Below are 17,803 nucleotides of genomic sequence, written 5' to 3' on the forward strand. Positions count from 1 at the left end.
TAGCCCCATATTTTTAGATTTGTGCAAAATAATGGAAAGTTATTCTTTCCATTGAGTGTAGGCCGCGTATGAATGATGTAAAGAAAAACTGGACTGGTAATATTCAGTTAGGTGCCAAGGCAGATCACCAGGTGGTCTTGAAACAGCTATGTAAGGCTTTTAATGCCTGTCCATTTTTTAAATACAGTGGCATGGTCATGCGCGTGGTCGATGATCAGATTGAAGCCTATGTGGAGATGCAGCCAGAACTGGTCGGGAATCTGGCATTCCAGATTTTACATGGTGGTGTGGCGGCTACGATTCTGGACAGTATCGGTGGTGTAGCAGCGATGGAGCAACTTTATCGCCGTGCCGCACCCGAAGATTTGCCTGATACCATCAAGAAAGTATCCCGTCTGGCCACGGTGGATATGCGGGTCGATTATCTGGCGCCAGGGCGTGGCAAATATTTTATTGCCCGTGCTGAAACCTTACGTCTAGGTCGTAAAGGCTGCACCATGCGCATGACCATGGTCAATGATGAGGACAAACCGATTGCTACTGCAATCGCATCGTATGCCTATTAACCGGTTACTGCTTAAAATAGAACGATGTGAAGGCCTCTTATACCATGTTTGAGAGGCTGATTTCATTTCAGAAGCATTTTATTCTCCATTCCTATTATTTTATAGCAGGCCTAAGGCCTGCTTTTTTTGTGCCTGAATATTTGCATCGCGAGCTGGGTCAAAATGATTCACAAACTGGATAGAGATCTGGAAAAAGTGGATAGAGTCCAGCCATAAATCAGGCTTCAATCAATAAAAGGTTTTTATGGATTGGAGGAGATAAAAATGACGACACGTAATATTGCCGAATGGCAGGACTTTGTGAGTGGCTGTCTGGACTTTCGTCCGAAAGATGGAGTGTTCCGTATTGCGCGCGAGATGTTCACTGAAGCTGAACTGTTCGATTTGGAAATGGAATTTATTTTTGAAAAAGTCTGGATTTATGCCTGCCATGAAAGTGAAATTCCCAATAATCATGATTTCCTAACCGTTCAGATTGGACGCCAACCGTTAATCATTAGCCGTGATGGTCAAGGCCAACTGCATGCCATGATTAATGCCTGTGAGCATCGCGGTGCGACCTTAACCCGTGTGGCCAAAGGCAATCAGTCCACTTTTACCTGTCCCTTCCATGCGTGGTGCTATAAATCAGATGGTCGTCTGGTCAAAGTCAAAGCGCCTGCGGAATATTGTGAAGATTTTGATAAGTCCAGCCGTGGACTCAAGCAGGGGCGAATTGCCAGTTATCGCGGTTTTGTCTTTGTCAGTCTGGATACACAGGCTACGGATAGTCTCGAAGACTTCTTGGGAGATGCCAAAGTCTTTCTGGACTTAATGGTAGAGCAGTCACCGACTGGTGAGTTGGAAGTCCTGCAAGGCAAGTCGGCCTATACCTTTGCAGGAAACTGGAAACTGCAAAATGAAAATGGACTGGATGGCTATCATGTCAGTACCGTGCACTATAACTATGTCTCCACCGTACAGCATCGCCAACAGGTTAATGCAGCCAAAGGTGATGATCTGGATACCTTGGATTACAGCAAATTAGGCGCAGGTGATAACCAGACTGATGATGGCTGGTTCAGTTTTAAAAACGGTCATAGTGTTTTATTCAGCGACATGCCCAATCCAGCGGTGCGTCCTGGCTATGATACGGTGATGCCGTATCTGCTGGAAAAATATGGTGCCAAGCGTGCGGAATGGGCCATGCATCGTCTCAGAAACCTGAATCTTTATCCAAGTCTATTCTTTATGGATCAGATCAGTTCACAGCTGCGCATTGTCCGTCCAGTGGCATGGAACAAAACTGAAGTGATTAGCCAATGTCTGGCGGTAAAAGGCGAGTCAACCGAAGCACGTCGTAACCGTATTCGCCAGTTTGAAGACTTTTTTAATGTTTCAGGCTTAGGTACGCCAGATGATCTGGTGGAATTCCGTGAACAGCAAAAAGGCTTCCAGGCGCGTCTGGAACGCTGGAGTGATATCTCTCGTGGTCATCATAACTGGTGTTATGACATGACCCAAAATGCACAGGATCTTGGAATCCGGCCTGTGATTACAGGCCGTGAACTGACGCATGAAGGCCTATATGTCAATCAGCATGGTCATTGGCAACGTTTAATGCTGGATGGCTTAAATCGCAACGCTTTAAAAATGCAGGATATTACCTATCAACTTGATACAGCAACGGAAGAGGTATAAGTCATGACTGCTGAATTACATTTTGCTGTTTCACAATTTCTTTATCAAAAATCAGAGTTATGCGACCGCTATGACTGGGATGCCTATCTGGAACTGTATGATGAAGATAGTGAATATCACATTCCGCAATGGATTGATGATCATCGTTATGTCGTAGATCCAAATCAGGGCTTGTCTTATATCTATTATGCAGACCGTTCGGGTCTGGAAGATCGCGTATTTCGTATCCGTACGGGTAAGGCGGCCTCAGCGACACCTTTACCACGCACCCAGCACAGTATTCAAAATCTACAGGTTAAAAGCCTGCCAGATGGCTTGATTGAAGCCAGAGTCGGTTGGAGCACCTTATATAACCGTCAGGGGCTGGAAGGTTGCTTCTATGGCCATGCCACTTATCTGTTAAGACCAACCGCTGAAGGATTCCGTATTCGCCGTCAGCACACGATTTTGCTGAATGACAAAATTGATTCGGTCTTGGATTTTTATCATGTTTAAGGGAGCATCATGATGGAACATTCAGTTGCGCTTAATTTTGCCGATGGAAAAACCTTTTTTATTTCAGTCCAAGAGAATGAGTTGTTGCTGAATGCGGCCATTCGTCAGGGCATCAACCTACCCTTAGATTGCCGTGAAGGCGTGTGCGGAACCTGTCAGGGACAGTGTGAAACAGGCATTTATGAGCAGGAATATGTGGATGAAGATGCGTTAAGTGAACGTGACTTAGCAGAGCGAAAAATGTTGGCTTGCCAAACGCGGGTTAAATCCAATGCGGCATTCTACTTCGATCACAATTCTGAAATTTGCAACGCTGGCGAAACACAGAAAATTGCGACGAAAGTGACTCAGGTTGAACTGGTGTCCGAGACAACCGCGATTTTGCATGTTGATGCCAGTGCATCTGCCAAGCAACTCGAGTTTTTACCCGGCCAATATGCGCGTTTGCAGATTCCCGAGACGGATGACTGGCGTTCTTATTCTTTTGCCAATCGTCCGAATCAGACCAATCAATTGCAGTTTTTAATCCGCTTATTACCCGATGGCGTGATGAGCAATTATTTACGTGAACGTTGCCAAGTGGGTCAAACCATTTTGATGGAAGCACCTTTGGGTAGTTTCTATTTACGTGAGGTTGAGCGACCGCTGGTGTTTATTGCGGGTGGAACCGGGCTGTCGGCTTTTTTAGGCATGCTGGACAATATTGCGGAACAGGCAAATGCACCTGCAATCCAGCTGTATTACGGGGTCAATCAGGCAACCGACTTGTGTGAACAATCCCGTTTGCAAGGCTATGCGGAACGTTTACCAAATTTCAATTATCAACCTATTGTCACACAAGCTTCGGAGGCTTGGGCAGGCAAAACCGGTTATATCCACGAGCATCTGAATCGGGAACAACTCGCTGAACAGCCGTTTGACATGTACCTATGTGGCCCACCGCCGATGATCGAAGCGGTCAAAAGCTGGCTAGATGAGCAAGCATTAAGTAATTATCGCCTCTATAGCGAAAAGTTTTTACAAAGCAATACGGCTGGTCATTGATTGGCTGCGTTGCCAGACGATGAATACAAAACAGGGGGAGAGGAAATCCTCCTGGTTAAGATAAATAAGCCGTTTGAAAAATTAAAATCTCAACGTGAGCATACGTTGAAACATCGACTTTTAAGGGAATAAAAATGAAGACAATTGATGTGAATCATGTGATCAATCGGGAGCGGCTGTCTCCCTTACAATGGCTGGTGTTTGCCTTGGGCTTTCTGGTGTTTTTCTGTGATGGTTTGGATACCGGAATTATCGGTTTTATTGCGCCTGCCTTGCTGGATGACTGGGGTATCAGTAAACCTGAATTGGCGCCCGTGCTGAGCGCGGCACTGGTGGGGATGTCGATTGGTGCAATTATTTCTGGGCCTTTGGCGGATAAATTTGGACGTAAAGGCGTGATTGTATCCACGACTTTATTATTCTCTATATTTACCATCCTGTGTGGATTTGCTTCTTCTACACAAGACCTGATGCTTTACCGTTTTATTACCGGTGTGGGGTTAGGCGCGGCCATGCCGAATATCAGTACCATTGTTTCAGAATATATGCCTGCAAAACGCAAAGCTTTTTTAACAGGGCTGGCAGGTTGTGGATTTATGCTGGGCATTTCTTGTGGCGGGGTGTTGTCGGCCTATTTACTGGAAAATCTGGGCTGGGCCAAGGTGGTGATTCTGGGTGGGATTATTCCTTTATTTTTAGTGGTCGCTTTAATCTTGAAATTACCAGAATCTGTACCGTATTTGATTAAAAAAGATCAGCAACATAAAGCCCAAAGCATTCTGGAAAAAGTTCAGGGTCATGCTTTTGCTGATACGGTCAACATCGAATTAGCCCAAGTTGATGTCAATCATAGCGATAGCCCGGTCAGAACCGTACTAACGAAATATCTCTGGGGATCGGTGATGTTGTGGCTATGCTGTTTTATGAGTCTGTTGGTATTCTATTTACTGACCAGCTGGATGCCGACGATTCTAAAAACAGCGGGCTTTAGTACCCAGCAATTTAGCCTGATCGCTTCCATTTTTCCTTTTGGTGGTGTAATTGGTGCGGTGATCATGGGCTGGTATATGGATAAGCTCAATCCAACTCAGGTGATTAAATATGCCTACCTGACTGCATTTGTGCTATTCATTGTTGCAGGCTTTGTCAGCTCCAGTATCGTGTTACTCGGCATCAGTATTTTCCTGATCGGGGCATTGCTGACAGGAGCACAATCGTCACTACTGCCTTTGGCTGCTTTATTTTATCCATCACAGTGTCGTGCAGTGGGGGTGTCGTGGATGCATGGGATTGGACGAGTTGGCGCAATTTTCGGGGCATTTTTCGGTTCGTATATCTTTACCTATGACATTAGCCTCGGTGGTATTTTCTACCTTTTGGCCTTGCCGACTTTTATTGCCTTTGTCGCGCTCAGCCTGAAAGCGATGCATCAAAACAACAAAGCCAATCCAGTGTTAAGCACCAGTTAATGGCAAGAAAGCCCAGTACGTTGACTGGGCTTTTTTATTTAACAATGCTTACTCATGTTTATTTCGGGTTTCACTCGGTTTTTCGCCAAATTCATCTTTATATTCTTGAGCGAAGCGGCTGAGATGATTAAAGCCCCAGTCATAAGCGAGTTTGGAAATGGAAATTTTTTGATGCTTGGCGGCATTACTTAATATTTTATAAATTTGTTGTAGGCGATATTTACGTAGATAGGCCATCGGACTCAGACCATAATGCTGCTGAAACTCTGCATAAAGCTTGGATTTAGAGACACCTGCCAGGCGCTGTAAACTCTCGACATCGAAGGATTCACGTGCATGTTGCACAATAAAATTCTTCACTTTACGGATATAGGCGGGTTCCATCTGATTGCTGCGTTCATGCAGGGCTGCCGAATAATTATTTTCCTGAGACAGGAGCAGGGCTTTAATCACAAAATTTTCATAGTCTTCAGAAAACATCGGTAAGCCAGCAAAATCAGCATAATGTGATTTCAGTTGTAGAAAATTTTCAATATTATGCCACCAGGCTTGCATTAATCCGGTCATGCCGAGCGAGATTTCAGGGTTAAACACCAAGGCCTGCTCAAGCGGTTTATTCAGTAGTTCTGCAAGGACCTGATGCAGACTCTGTTCAGGAATCACCACCTGAAATTTTTGGCAATCCTGATGAATGACCAAGTCCTGTAAATCCTGATTGGAAACAATGAGCCCTGTATGGGCATCGGATTGGTATTTGGCGCCACCAATACTCAGTGTCTGCTTGCCATGAAAGGGCAGACTGATGCTATAGGCTTTCAGGTGGGAAATATTGATCGCGACATTGGCCCCATAACTGATAGTCCCGATGGCCATTTTTTTATGCGGGAGCCGCATACCATCATAATGGAAGTCGAGTGTCTCCCGACACAGCGTATCCAGACGGTGTTCGCCACAGATCATCGACATTACATTTTGTGCAAAATCGGCTTGATGCGAATGATGGATAAGATCCATATTTTGGCTGAGTGATGTCATCGTCCTTTCACCTAGCGAAGTGCTTATTGTTTTAGCAGCAAGAAAAATGCCATTTTGTTCCATAAATGACGCCATTTACGCTCATTGCCAGCAATCGGGAATTGAGCAGAAACTCTGATCCAGCTTGGTTTATTAGAACAAATTTGGCTCAATACGCAAGCCCGTAGGGAATATATCTTTATGCTTTATAGGTATGTTAAATGCTGTGATCTGCCAGATTGTATGGTTCGCTTAATCAATCAATAAGCAAACTTAAAGTTTTTAATCGTCATTAAAATATCAATTTATAAGAATTGAACGCATCAGTTATTTTTTTTAATCTCGTCATATGATTTTTTGCCGTTAAAATGCGAAATAATTTTTGTGCTTATGTTGCACTTTGGTTTTTAACATTCAGTTAAGTTTTTAAAATTAAACTGATCGGCTGATTAAACCAAAAGTTAAAAATCTCTTTAATTTTCAGGAATAACTTATGACTGACGCTCAAGCCAATTCACAGGATGCTGCTTCAGATTCGGCATCAGATGATGCAATGAAAGCAAAACGTAAAAAATTTCTCGGATTTTTCGCGCTCATTCTCATTCTTGCTGCAATTCTGTATGGCATCTGGGCGTTATTCTTTAATCATTCTATCAGTACCGATAATGCTTATGTGGGCGCTGAAACCGCACAGATTACCTCAATGGTGAGTGGGCAAGTTTCTGAAGTCTTGGTGAAAGATACCCAACAGGTGAAAAAAGGCGATGTGCTGGTGCGCATAGACGAGCGGGATGCCAAGATTCAACTGGCACAGGCACAGGCCGAACTGGCCAAAGCACAGCGCCAATATAAGCAGACTCAGGCAAATAGTAGCTCTTTAAATTCTCAGGTCGTGGTGCGTAATGATGAAATCAGCAGCGCACAGGCGCAAGTGACCAAAGCGCAGGCGGATTATGATCGTGCGGCATTGGAGCTCAAGCGCCGTAATGAGCTGGCTGCAACAGGTGCGATTTCTAAAGAAGAATTAAGCAAGGCACAAAGCGCAGTTTCGACGGCTAAGGCCAGTCTGGATCTGGCTCAGGCCGGTTTGGCGCAGGCTACCTCTAGCCGTAAAGCCGCTGAAAGTACTTTTGCTGCCAATGAGGCCTTGATTCAGGGGGTAAATGAAGCGTCAACACCTGATGTACTGGTGGCCAAAGCCCATGTGGAGCAGGCTGCGCTGGATCTGGAACGTACCGTGATCCGTGCACCTGTGGATGGGGTAATCGCGCGTCGCAATATTCAGATTGGGCAACGTGTCGCACCCGGTACCGTGATGATGTCTGTGGTGCCTTTATCGGCACTCTATGTCGATGCCAACTTTAAAGAAAGCCAGCTGGCGAAAGTGAGAGAAGGCCAGAAGGTCACACTACGTTCCGATCTGTATGGCGATGATGTGGTCTATCACGGGACGGTGCAAGGTTTCTCGGGTGGAACTGGCGCTGCATTTGCCTTGATTCCAGCGCAAAATGCGACAGGCAACTGGATTAAAGTGGTACAGCGCTTACCAGTACGTATTACTCTGGATCCCAAAGAGCTTGCACAACATCCATTGCGCGTCGGGTTGTCGATGCAAGCGGATATTGATCTCGCAACGAAGTAATCAGCCATGAAAACGCAAACTCCTTTTGCAGAACTCAGTGGCGGGCGCTTACTACTCGCAGCTTTTGTGATCGCCCTTTCAAATTTTATGGTGGTCCTGGATACCACCATTGCGAACGTGTCTGTCCCGCATATTACCGGCAACCTTGCGGTTTCCAGTTCCCAAGGGACCTGGGTAATTACCTCTTATGCGGTTGCCGAAGCGATTTGTGTGCCTTTAACCGGCTGGCTTGCAGGGCGGTTTGGGACAGTCCGTGTGTTTATATTCGGGCTGATTGGTTTTACCATCTTTTCATTCCTCTGTGGCTTAGCCACCTCGCTGGAAATGCTGGTGTTTTTCCGTATTGGACAAGGTCTCTGCGGTGGCCCGTTAATGCCACTCAGTCAAACCCTGCTCATGCGAATTTTCCCTCCCGAAAAACATGCACAGGCGATGGGTCTTTGGGCCATGACCACGGTGATTGGACCGATTCTCGGGCCGATCCTCGGGGGCTTGATCAGTGATAATCTGTCTTGGCACTGGATTTTCTTTATCAATATTCCGGTTGGTATTGTCTGTGCCTTAGCTGCCGTGCGCTTATTGTCTGTAGCTGAAACCAAAACCGAAAAATTGCGGATTGATGCTATTGGCCTAGGTTTGTTGGTGCTGTGGATTGGTGCACTGCAATTAATGCTGGACCTCGGACATGAGCGCGATTGGTTTAACAATACCAGTATCATTATTCTGGCGTTGGTGGCCGTTGTTGGTTTTATCGTGTTTATGATCTGGGAGCTGACCGAAAAGCATCCTGTGGTTAATCTGTATGTGTTCCGGCATCGGGGTTTTGCGGTTTCGGTACTGGCGCTGGCCTTTGGTTTCGGTTCCTTCTTTGGCAGTATTGTATTGATTCCCCAGTGGTTGCAGATCAATCTCGGCTATACCGCCACATGGGCGGGTTATCTGACCGCCACGATGGGCTTTGGTAGTCTGACCATGTCACCGATTGTGGCGAAGCTGTCGACCAAATATGATCCACGCGCACTAGCAAGTTTTGGGCTGGCCTTGCTCGGCGTGGTTACTCTGATGCGGGCATTCTGGGTCACTGATGCTGACTTTATGGCCTTGGCGTGGCCTCAAATTCTGCAAGGTTTTGCCGTGCCATTCTTCTTTATTCCGCTGTCGAATATTGCAATGGGCTCGGTATTGCCCCAAGAAATGGCATCTGCCGCAGGCTTGATGAATTTCCTTCGAACCATGGCTGGTGCGATTGGCGCATCAATTGCGGTCACCATTTGGGATGATCATGCCAAAGTGGCACGCAGTGAAATGGTCAATAATCTGCATCCGCAAGAAGTGCAAAACAGTTTACTGCAGAATGGATTTTCTCCCGATGCAACGCTGGGCGTGATTGCCAATCTGGTGGATAAAGAAGCGATTACCATGTCAGCCAATCATGTGTTTATGCTACTGGCGATTGTATTTGTCTTTGCCAGTGCCTTGATCTGGATGAGTCCAAAACCGAAAGGCAATAGCGGTGGCATGCCGACCCACTAAAAATTCTGAACCAAACACGCATCTCTCAGGAGGTGCTTTTTTTATGTATAAAAATAGTGTCTTAAGCCAGAATTGATAGATTTTGCCTGTTTTTATTCAGGCAAGGCATGCCAGAATTCAGCTGCAAATGATGAAAAGACATAATCAAAACAGGGAGGAGCATTGCTGGTAGAGGAACGTCAGCGCCAAATCATTCAATATTATTAAAATTTTATTTTGAGCAAAGATTAAAAGTTTTATCCCTGAGAACAAAGTTGCCCGCATGAAAATTGCATGGATTGGCATACACATATAGTGGAGTTATCACGTGAATCATCGATATTCATTTTGGTTGAGCAGCGTATTGGCTGCTGGTTTATTACAAGGATGTGGGAATGATTCCTCATCAGATCAATCAGGCACAGATCCAAATACAGGCCATCCTTCAACCCCCAACCTGATCGTTGATCAGGACCCAAGTAGCTGTAGCAAACGGGCAGAAGATGGCTCAAGTGTGGTGGTCGGTTCGGATCAGAATGGTGATCCCGCAGCGCCTGAAGGCGCATCGGGCTATCGGTTAAACAATACGGTGAAATATGCCGATAAATATATGGTGGTCGCCAACACGCCATTGGCCGTAAAGGCGGGCTGTGAAGTCTTGAAAGCGGGCGGCAGTGCGGTGGATGCTGCGGTTGCAGTACAGGCGGTATTGGGCTTGGTAGAACCGCAATCCAGTACCATTGCAGGCAGTGGTTTCATGATGTACTACGATGCAGAAAGCAAAACGGTCACTGCCTATGACGGACGGGAAACCGCACCTGCTGCTGCCAATGAATATTATCTGGTTCGACAGGATCTGCATGATCCGGCATCACCCGCACCGGTACCGAGTGCCCGTCGTAGTGGCCGTTCGATTGGTGTCCCTGGGGTCATGCGCTTGCTGGAACAGGCACAACAAGAGCATGGCAAACTGAAATGGGATCGGCTTTTTGATCAGGCCATTGAACTTGCCGATCATGGCTTCCGTATTCCTGGGCGTCTGGCAGATGCAATTGCCAGCAATGCAGACCATCTGGCACTGGATGCCAATGCAGTCGCAACCTATTTTTATCCAGATGGTAGCCCTCGAAAAGTGGGTGAGACCATGACCAATAAAGCTTATGCCAAAACTCTGGAAGCACTTGCGAGCCAAGGGGCAAAGGCCATGTATAGTGGGCCGATGGCGAAAAATATTGTGGCTAAAGCGGGCCAAATGGTCGGGGATGATGCAGCTCGGACACCCATCACTCCAAGTTTGATGACCTTACAGGATTTAGCGGATTATAAAGTCAAAAAACGCACGCCAATCTGCACCACTTACCGCGATCAGTACTATGTGTGTACCATGCCACCGCCATCATCAGGTGGGATTGCAGTTGCACAAACACTGGGCATTTTAGAAAATTTCGAGATGAGTAAATATCCGCCTAAAAAACCAGAGAATGAAGGTGGAATTCCGGATGTCATGGGCGTGCATCTGGTCACAGAAGCTGAGCGATTGGCCTATGCAGACCGTGATAAATATGTGGCAGACACTGATTTTGTAGCTTTACCAGCGAAGGGCATCGCCAGTTTGATTGATAAAAATTACCTGAAACAACGTGCCGGATTGATCAATCCAGATCAAAGCATGGGCGTGGCGCCAGCAGGTCAATTCAACTCAAATGCAGGGATAGATAAGACCGTTGAACATGGCACCACTCAATTCACCATTGTCGATGCTTATGGCAATGTGGTGTCGATGACCTCCACTGTTGAATCGAGTATGGGTTCATTCCATATGGTGGATGGTTTCCTGTTATCCAACCAGTTAACCGATTTTAGTGCCAATCCGGTCGATCAGACGGGTGCATTATTGGCGAATCGGGTGGAAGGTGGTAAGCGTCCACGCAGCACCATGGCACCAACGCTGGTGTTTAAAGGAACAGCACCTGGTGATTTTTATATGGCAACCGGTTCACCGGGTGGCGGCACCATTATTCAATATGTGGTAAAAACGCTGGTGGGGGCATTGGACTGGAACCTGAATGCACAACAAGCCACGTCTTTGATGAATTTTGGTGCGACCAACAGCCCAAATACCAATATTGACAGTTCAAATAGCCAGTTATCCTTACTTGAACTGATTGATGCTTTGAAAGCCAAAGGACATGGTATTTCCAATACGGCACAAACCAGCGGTATTGCGACAATAATGAAAGTGGATATTGATAAGCAAAGCAAATATGCGGGTGGTGTCGATCCACGCCGAGAGGGCATTGTATTAGGCAATGGTGCTCTATAGGTCAAATTGAAAAAAGCTGTCCCTGTGGCAGCTTTTTGATTTGTAGCTTGAAAAATGTCGTGCAGTCGCCATATACAGCAATAAGCGTATATTTTGCTGATTGGTTAGAAATTAAGATTTAAATTCTAACGATCTATGTTATGATTGCGCTGTACTTTGGGGATGTTTCTGGCTTCGACGCTGGTGATGAAACTCATAGATGCATGCCGAGAGCGCATTTTCTCTCGTAAATAAAATTTGCATTTTAATAGTCGCAAACGACGAATCATACGCTCTAGCTGCCTAAGGGCAGCTTGTCCGCTTCACTGAATACTTGTGGTCAGTGAACCCGACTGAAGCGCACGCACACAAGTCCGTATAGTGTTGAGCCTCGGGACACTATACCAAATCTAGAGGATCGCGCTGAGTACCCTGTTCGTCGGGTCGCTTAGCGTTAAAACAATAGACGATATCTAAGCATGTAGTATTCTCGAGCGTAATGCTGGCGGACGCGGGTTCAACTCCCGCCATCTCCACCAAAATTCTTTATAAAAAACAGGAACCTAATTAGGTGCCTGTTTGCTTTGACAGGTTTTTGACAGGTTTAGTCTGTCTTGAGTTTTCTCATCTCTATCTTGTTCTTATCGCCGTGCATCCATTTTGCATAATCTTTAATCATCTCCCAAACAAATAGATGAGTAGAGCAAAGCCATAGGGTTTTATTAGGAAGCTTTAGATCATGTAGCTCGACAAGGCTATGGCAATGCCAGCTTTGAGATGGGAGAAAGAGGCTGGATATTGTTGAAGAGTTTTACACAGATGAATCAAAATCAAAGTCGCATCAACAAGCCTCTGATTTAACTGAGGTGCAACATATTCAAAAAGGATTGCATTAGTTGGTTCACGCTTTGAAATGAGTGTTGAAAATGGAGTGTAATCGTTCTCAAATAACACTTAACTTTAAAAATAATTAATCCAAAAAGATTATTTTGTCGCTAAATGCGACCTTTTACCTGCAAAATGTCAGCTACAACCTCTTATCTTCAAAAAAAGATTATTTATAGTGAAGGACATGCCAATAATGAAATGTTAGGAGGACATATGTATAAGGCATTCAATTTTATCGCAAGTCTTTGTTTAATTACGGTTGGTTTATCCGCATGTGGAGATAATTCTAATGATCATGTAGTAAGTATCCCACCACCTGTTGAATCCAGTGATTGTTTTTGGCAGGGGCCCTATGTACGAGAAAATCCAGCCACGAACTTTGCTTTTCCAGACACTGGCAGTACCTACTGGAGTGCAAAATATACCTTACCAGAAGGAGCTATACTCAGATTGAAAGGTGAGTTCCCTTATGCTCGGTATATGTCAATTAATAGTTATAAATCCGATACATCCCCAGCAGATGCGATTAGTGATAGCAGTATTATTCCAGATGCAAACGGAATAAATCCTTTTGTTGATGGCAATGTCAGAAATAACCCAAATCGCTCATATACGTTAAATATTGCTGCGGGTGAGGCTGTACAAGGCCGACCAGCTAATACCATGTATGATTATGCAAAAGACGGCGCTGCAGCAGTATTGTTATATCGTGTGTATGTGCCAAATAAAGGTAACAATCAACTTGGTGGAGTTAAATTACCAAAAGTAGAACTTACAACAAGGCAAGGACAAGTCTTAACAGGACAAGAAGCATGTAAGGCATTAAATAGTGAAAATAAAATACTGAATATCCCTGTTATTCCAGCAGAGACTTATGCTAAAGCTCGACAAAATAACCCGGCTAAAGAAATTCCTGTGTGGCGGGCAAGTTATACAAGTGCCTTTACACTTCAATGTGAGTTCTATGGAATATGCGATACCAATCCTGTTCGTAGTGTGGCTTACTATGCAAATTTAGACAATCAGTATATATCCACTTTCTTGGATCGTAGTATCAAGCCCATTGTTGTGATTCGAGGAAAAATCCCTAAAGTGCCAAAAACATGGGATGGGGAAGATCGTTTTGATAGTAAGAAGGCACAGCTTCGTTACTGGTCGATATGTCAAAATGAATACTACTCACAGAAAGTGACAGATTGTTTATTCGATGAAAATACTTCGATTAATCCTGATGGGAAATATACAATTGTGACTGGTTTAGAGAGTGACCGCCCAAGTAATGCAACAAAAGAGTGTGGTGTTGACTTCTTAAAATGGCCTGAAAATGGAGACGGTTTCTCACTTGCTGAGGGACGTCAAGATAATAAAAATGACGCAAGGATTATTATCCGTAATATGCTGCCTGCAAGCAATTTCCAAAATGCGATTCAAAATACCAAAACTCCTGGTGATGAAAGTGCTGTAATGGGCGAATACTTGCCACAAGCTCGCTACTATACAAAAGCCGAGTTCGAAGCTTTAGGATGTAATGCTTACCAAAAGTTAAACTTCTAGAGATAGATGGCTATATTACAAGACGGGATTTAAAAATCTCGTCTTGTATTCTTTTGGAGTCATACCAAACCAAGTCTGGAAAGCTTTTAGGAACTGACTTTTAGCTTTATAACCTAGTAGTGTACTCATGTGTTGAGAAGTAAATTGCTGAGTCTTTAGGTATTCGATTACTCTTTTTTTTCTTTCTTCCAAAAGAATTTCATTAAAGCTCGTATCTTCATCCTTTAATCTTCTTTGAAGTGTCTTGACACTAAGATTCATGGACATGGCTATATGTTTAATATTAGGCGTAAGCACACCCAGTGTCGTACACAGAATTAAACTGATTTTTTCCTTGTAGGAAACTTCAGGAAACTGATTTTCTATAGAGTTTATAAAAGGATTGATAAATATGGATACATTCATAACAGTATAAGCAGTCGCATTGTAAATGAGTTTATTATCCTGTTTTTCAAATAGTGGATATCCTCTAAAGGTCTTGAGATAGATATTTAAATTGACAGGTTGAGGTTTGTGTTGGAACTCAATTTGATGAGGCCAATATTTTTGCAATTTGGCTATAAGTCTCGCTACGCCGAACATGGCGCCTTCAATTTGATGATAACTAAAGATTTCAGGTAAATTGGGCTTAAATATAAGACTGATTTTATCTTGATTTTCTTGCAACTCAATTGAGACAACTTCTGTCAATATTTTGAAATAGTGTACGACTAAACGGACAATAAAAATAAAAGGTAAGCTAATGTTCTTATTCAAAATTGGCCCGAGTGAGATACTCATAACTTTATATAATGGTGACTGCGTAACGTCCCCACTTGCGATAACTTCTAGGCCTAAATTGGGCTCATTGGCTAAAGTGGCCATTTTATTTATTTCATTGCTTACTATCTCTAGTGGAATACGATCACCAGGAAAACTGTCCAGTGAGGCCCATTCTTTTGAAATTGATTCGAATAGCTCATGCTTGCCACTTTTAATTGTCCATAAATAGAATCCTTTTCTATTATTTGAAACGACGTACTTATGAACACTAAATCCTTTTTTCATATTTAAAATATGTATTTGTGAAAGTAATAGATTATCTATTAATCAATATAAAAAACAGATCCCAATAAAAATAATTTAAATAAAATAAAAAATATCAATAGTTTATTTGATTTTAATATTTGGCTTAGCATTCGGGTTGATGAGCAGAGCAGCAACGTTTTATAGGGATGTTTTTTTATCATCATAGTGTGAAAGGACCTACAAAATAAGCTTTAAGTGGAGGTTAGAAATAGGGGGGTGTTATATTTGAGAATTTTTATAAATATAAATTCGGCTTTTAATCCAGAGGTCTCTTGGCAAAGTCAGTGATTGATGGGTTTTCATAATCTCAACAAAGAGACAGAGCAACCACTGAAAATGAGAACTTACCACAAATACTGAATTCCTTTTAAATTCCAGTTTTTCTTAAAAAATGCTTTTTTTCATAATGATTGACCTTTGTATATTTTTTAACTAACATCAATTAGTCCATTTGGATTAATTTCTGCATTTAAGGAAAAAGAGGAAATAAGGGATGATTTTAAAAACAAAAAAATTGAATATACTGCTGTTCACGGTGATGAGTGGCTTAGCCTTATCAGCATGTAATGATAATTCAGATGGTTCGAAAACTGTGGTCGAGAATCCGAAAGCAGAATTAACAGATTGTATGTGGCAAGATTCAGCAACAAGCCAAGATGGAACAGGAGGGGCCAATCCAATGAATTATGCCTTTCCTGACTCTAATGTAACTTATTGGTCAAGTGAGTTTACGGTACCTGAAGGAGCAAAAATCTTAATTGAAGGTGACTATCCATATGCCCGTCATACTTCACTTGTCAGTTATACATCCAAAGGTGAGCGTGTTAACTCTTTGCTAGATGCCCAGATTAAGCCAAATGCTGGATCGGTTAATCCTTTTATTCCGGGTAATAATCGTCTCAGTAAGGATCGTGGATATAAAGCAGAGCTGGTTTTAGGTGATCTGCCTGCCACTCCTCAAGAAAATACTTTGTATGCCCCAAAAACAGATACAAATGACGTTGCATTGATTTATCGTATTTATGTTCCAAATAAAGGCTTTAATGCCAAAGCAGGGGCGTCATTCCCACGATTTAAGGTGCAGTTAGCCAATGGTGAATCAAAAACAGGATCTGAGGTATGTAACGTCTTAAAGGTCAAGAAAAAAGCCTTGGATAAAGTTTTATCGGTGCCACTTGAAACCTCATTGGCCTTGTACAATAAACAACCTTATGTCGGTTTCCCAGCCCAGCAAGTACCAACCTGGTATACGGCGTATAATGGCCCTGCAAATATTAGTTGTATCTATAAATACAAGATTGATCAATGTGAGGGCTTTAAAACTGAGCGCAAAGTAAATCAATGGGCAACACCTGACAATGAATATACCTATTCGGTGATTAGCCGAAAACTAGGTAAGGTTGTTGTACTTAAAGGTAAGCTTCCTCAAATTGCTCCTACTACCAATAATGAACCTATTCTGGCTAAAGGTGATCTGCGTTATCTATCCATTTGTACCAATGAGTTGATCAGCACAGCGACAAACTTCTGTATATATGATGAGCAGATTAAACATAAGGATAAAGATGGGTATTACACCATTGTTGTATCCAGACCAGAAGATCGACCTGCAAATGCAAAAGATGAATGTGGTATTTCTTACCTGCCATTGAGTGAGCGTGGCGATGGCTACACCGGGGCTGATGCTGAAGAAAAAGGTCATACTGATTTAGGCTTCCTTATCATGCGAAACCTTCTACCTTATCCTCACTTTGATCAAGCAATTCAGAATACAAAAGTTTGGGGGGATGAAAAGTCTGTTATGGGTGATTATTTACCAGACATAACCTATACTTCAAAAGAAGATGTTGAAGCATTAGGCTGTCAAACTCTAAATTAAACAGTAAGCAAGTTAGAAGCCGGTCATAGGATGGGCTTCTAACTTTAATTTTTTATGTGTTGTAAATATGAACTCAACTAAACTTAAGTTAATTAAAGCAGCTATCCAACTCTATTCTGAAAATAATATCGAGAGTCTGTCTGTACAAAAAATTAATGAAATGGCAAAAGTTTCTAATAAATCTGCACTGTACTATCACTTTAAATCAAAGTCTGGTCTTGTTGAGGCTGCACTTGATCATATTCTTGACTCGTATGTTCATGAAGTTGAATACCTTATTCAACAAATTGATGAGGATACTGTACAAGTTAGCGAGGTTATCGACGCTTTAATGACACCCATGATTAAAATGCTTTTAGAAGAAAATGGTGTCATGAAATTAAAGTTCTTTTCAAAAGTGATTAGTGCTGGCGATGAAGGACGTATTTGGGTATCCAAAAAGGTAGGACCTGCTTCAATTATTGCTGTAGATCTGATTTGTAAGGCCTTACCACAAGCCAATCCAGACGAAATTTCCTTAAAAATCTTATTCACTTTTAATACGCTTATCAATATTGTCAGTGATGTTGGGATCGAGAATTTCTGGCCGACAAAAATCAAAGATCGCAAAGAAATAGGGAAATATTTGAAGAACTTTATTGAAGGTGGGTTGATCCATAGCTTACATCAAAAATAGATTGCTAAAATTAA

Annotated in this window: 13 protein-coding genes, 1 other RNA gene and 1 pseudogene; 13 read left to right on the forward strand and 2 right to left on the reverse strand. The window is 43.1% G+C overall.

Going from position 1 to position 17,803, the window contains the following annotated elements:
• The first annotated feature begins 68 nt into the window (after window positions 1–68).
• The 5 genes from MSG93_RS00355 to MSG93_RS00375 all read left to right on the forward strand — a co-directional run bounded on the left by MSG93_RS00355 (window position 69) and on the right by MSG93_RS00375 (window position 5,254).
• Complete coding sequence (locus MSG93_RS00355) at window positions 69–566, forward strand: thioesterase family protein (protein ID WP_005229102.1); 498 nt, start codon at window positions 69–71, stop codon at window positions 564–566.
• A gap of 264 nt (window positions 567–830) precedes the next feature.
• The gene (antA, locus tag MSG93_RS00360) at window positions 831–2,246 is read left to right on the forward strand and encodes an anthranilate 1,2-dioxygenase large subunit (protein ID WP_324618968.1); all 1,416 of its coding nucleotides are present in this window, start codon (window positions 831–833) and stop codon (window positions 2,244–2,246) included.
• Window positions 2,247–2,249: 3 nt separating this feature from the next.
• Window positions 2,250–2,741, forward strand: coding sequence for an anthranilate 1,2-dioxygenase small subunit (gene antB / locus MSG93_RS00365; protein WP_324618970.1), 492 nt, complete (start codon window positions 2,250–2,252; stop codon window positions 2,739–2,741).
• A 6-nt stretch (window positions 2,742–2,747) separates the two neighbouring features.
• Entirely contained in the window at window positions 2,748–3,785 is a 1,038-nt protein-coding gene (gene antC / locus MSG93_RS00370) for an anthranilate 1,2-dioxygenase electron transfer component AntC (RefSeq protein WP_324620633.1), read from the forward strand.
• A 134-nt stretch (window positions 3,786–3,919) separates the two neighbouring features.
• Window positions 3,920–5,254, forward strand: a complete 1,335-nt coding sequence (locus tag MSG93_RS00375; RefSeq protein ID WP_324618972.1) for an MFS transporter — start codon at window positions 3,920–3,922, stop codon at window positions 5,252–5,254.
• Between the two features lie 48 nt (window positions 5,255–5,302).
• Here MSG93_RS00375 and MSG93_RS00380 read toward each other — a convergent pair whose 3' ends face one another.
• Window positions 5,303–6,289, reverse strand: a complete 987-nt coding sequence (locus MSG93_RS00380; protein WP_324618974.1) for an AraC family transcriptional regulator — start codon at window positions 6,287–6,289, stop codon at window positions 5,303–5,305.
• A 472-nt stretch (window positions 6,290–6,761) separates the two neighbouring features.
• Between MSG93_RS00380 and MSG93_RS00385 the strand changes: the two genes are divergently transcribed.
• The 6 genes and pseudogenes from MSG93_RS00385 to MSG93_RS00410 all read left to right on the forward strand — a co-directional run bounded on the left by MSG93_RS00385 (window position 6,762) and on the right by MSG93_RS00410 (window position 14,166).
• Window positions 6,762–7,910, forward strand: a complete 1,149-nt coding sequence (locus tag MSG93_RS00385; protein ID WP_324618976.1) for an HlyD family efflux transporter periplasmic adaptor subunit — start codon at window positions 6,762–6,764, stop codon at window positions 7,908–7,910.
• 6 nt (window positions 7,911–7,916) lie between these two features.
• Window positions 7,917–9,443 (forward strand): DHA2 family efflux MFS transporter permease subunit, encoded by a 1,527-nt coding sequence (locus tag MSG93_RS00390; RefSeq protein ID WP_005229111.1) that lies wholly within the window; start codon window positions 7,917–7,919, stop codon window positions 9,441–9,443.
• Window positions 9,444–9,750: 307 nt separating this feature from the next.
• The gene (gene ggt, locus MSG93_RS00395; RefSeq protein ID WP_324618979.1) at window positions 9,751–11,745 is read left to right on the forward strand and encodes a gamma-glutamyltransferase; all 1,995 of its coding nucleotides are present in this window, start codon (window positions 9,751–9,753) and stop codon (window positions 11,743–11,745) included.
• A 158-nt stretch (window positions 11,746–11,903) separates the two neighbouring features.
• Window positions 11,904–12,263, forward strand: a transfer-messenger RNA (tmRNA) gene (gene ssrA / locus MSG93_RS00400).
• Between the two features lie 163 nt (window positions 12,264–12,426).
• Window positions 12,427–12,620, forward strand: a pseudogene (locus MSG93_RS00405) (hydrolase or metal-binding protein); the annotation flags it as partial.
• A 124-nt stretch (window positions 12,621–12,744) separates the two neighbouring features.
• A complete protein-coding gene (locus MSG93_RS00410; RefSeq protein WP_324618981.1) occupies window positions 12,745–14,166 on the forward strand; it encodes a hypothetical protein in 1,422 nt (473 codons plus the stop codon).
• Window positions 14,167–14,181: 15 nt separating this feature from the next.
• On the opposite strand, the gene MSG93_RS00415 is transcribed toward MSG93_RS00410, so the two are convergent.
• Window positions 14,182–15,213 (reverse strand): helix-turn-helix domain-containing protein, encoded by a 1,032-nt coding sequence (locus MSG93_RS00415; protein ID WP_324618983.1) that lies wholly within the window; start codon window positions 15,211–15,213, stop codon window positions 14,182–14,184.
• Between the two features lie 514 nt (window positions 15,214–15,727).
• Between MSG93_RS00415 and MSG93_RS00420 the strand changes: the two genes are divergently transcribed.
• On the forward strand, window positions 15,728–17,113 hold the full coding sequence (locus MSG93_RS00420) for a hypothetical protein (protein WP_324618985.1): 1,386 nt from the start codon (window positions 15,728–15,730) through the stop codon (window positions 17,111–17,113).
• Window positions 17,114–17,180: 67 nt separating this feature from the next.
• Window positions 17,181–17,789 carry a TetR/AcrR family transcriptional regulator gene (locus MSG93_RS00425; RefSeq protein WP_004655006.1) on the forward strand — a complete coding sequence of 203 codons (609 nt, stop codon included), beginning with the start codon at window positions 17,181–17,183 and terminating at the stop codon, window positions 17,787–17,789.
• Window positions 17,790–17,803 lie beyond the last annotated feature (14 nt).

The sequence above is a fragment of the Acinetobacter sp. IK40 genome (genome assembly GCF_035615075.1).
Taxonomy (GTDB): Bacteria; Pseudomonadota; Gammaproteobacteria; order Pseudomonadales; family Moraxellaceae; genus Acinetobacter; species Acinetobacter courvalinii.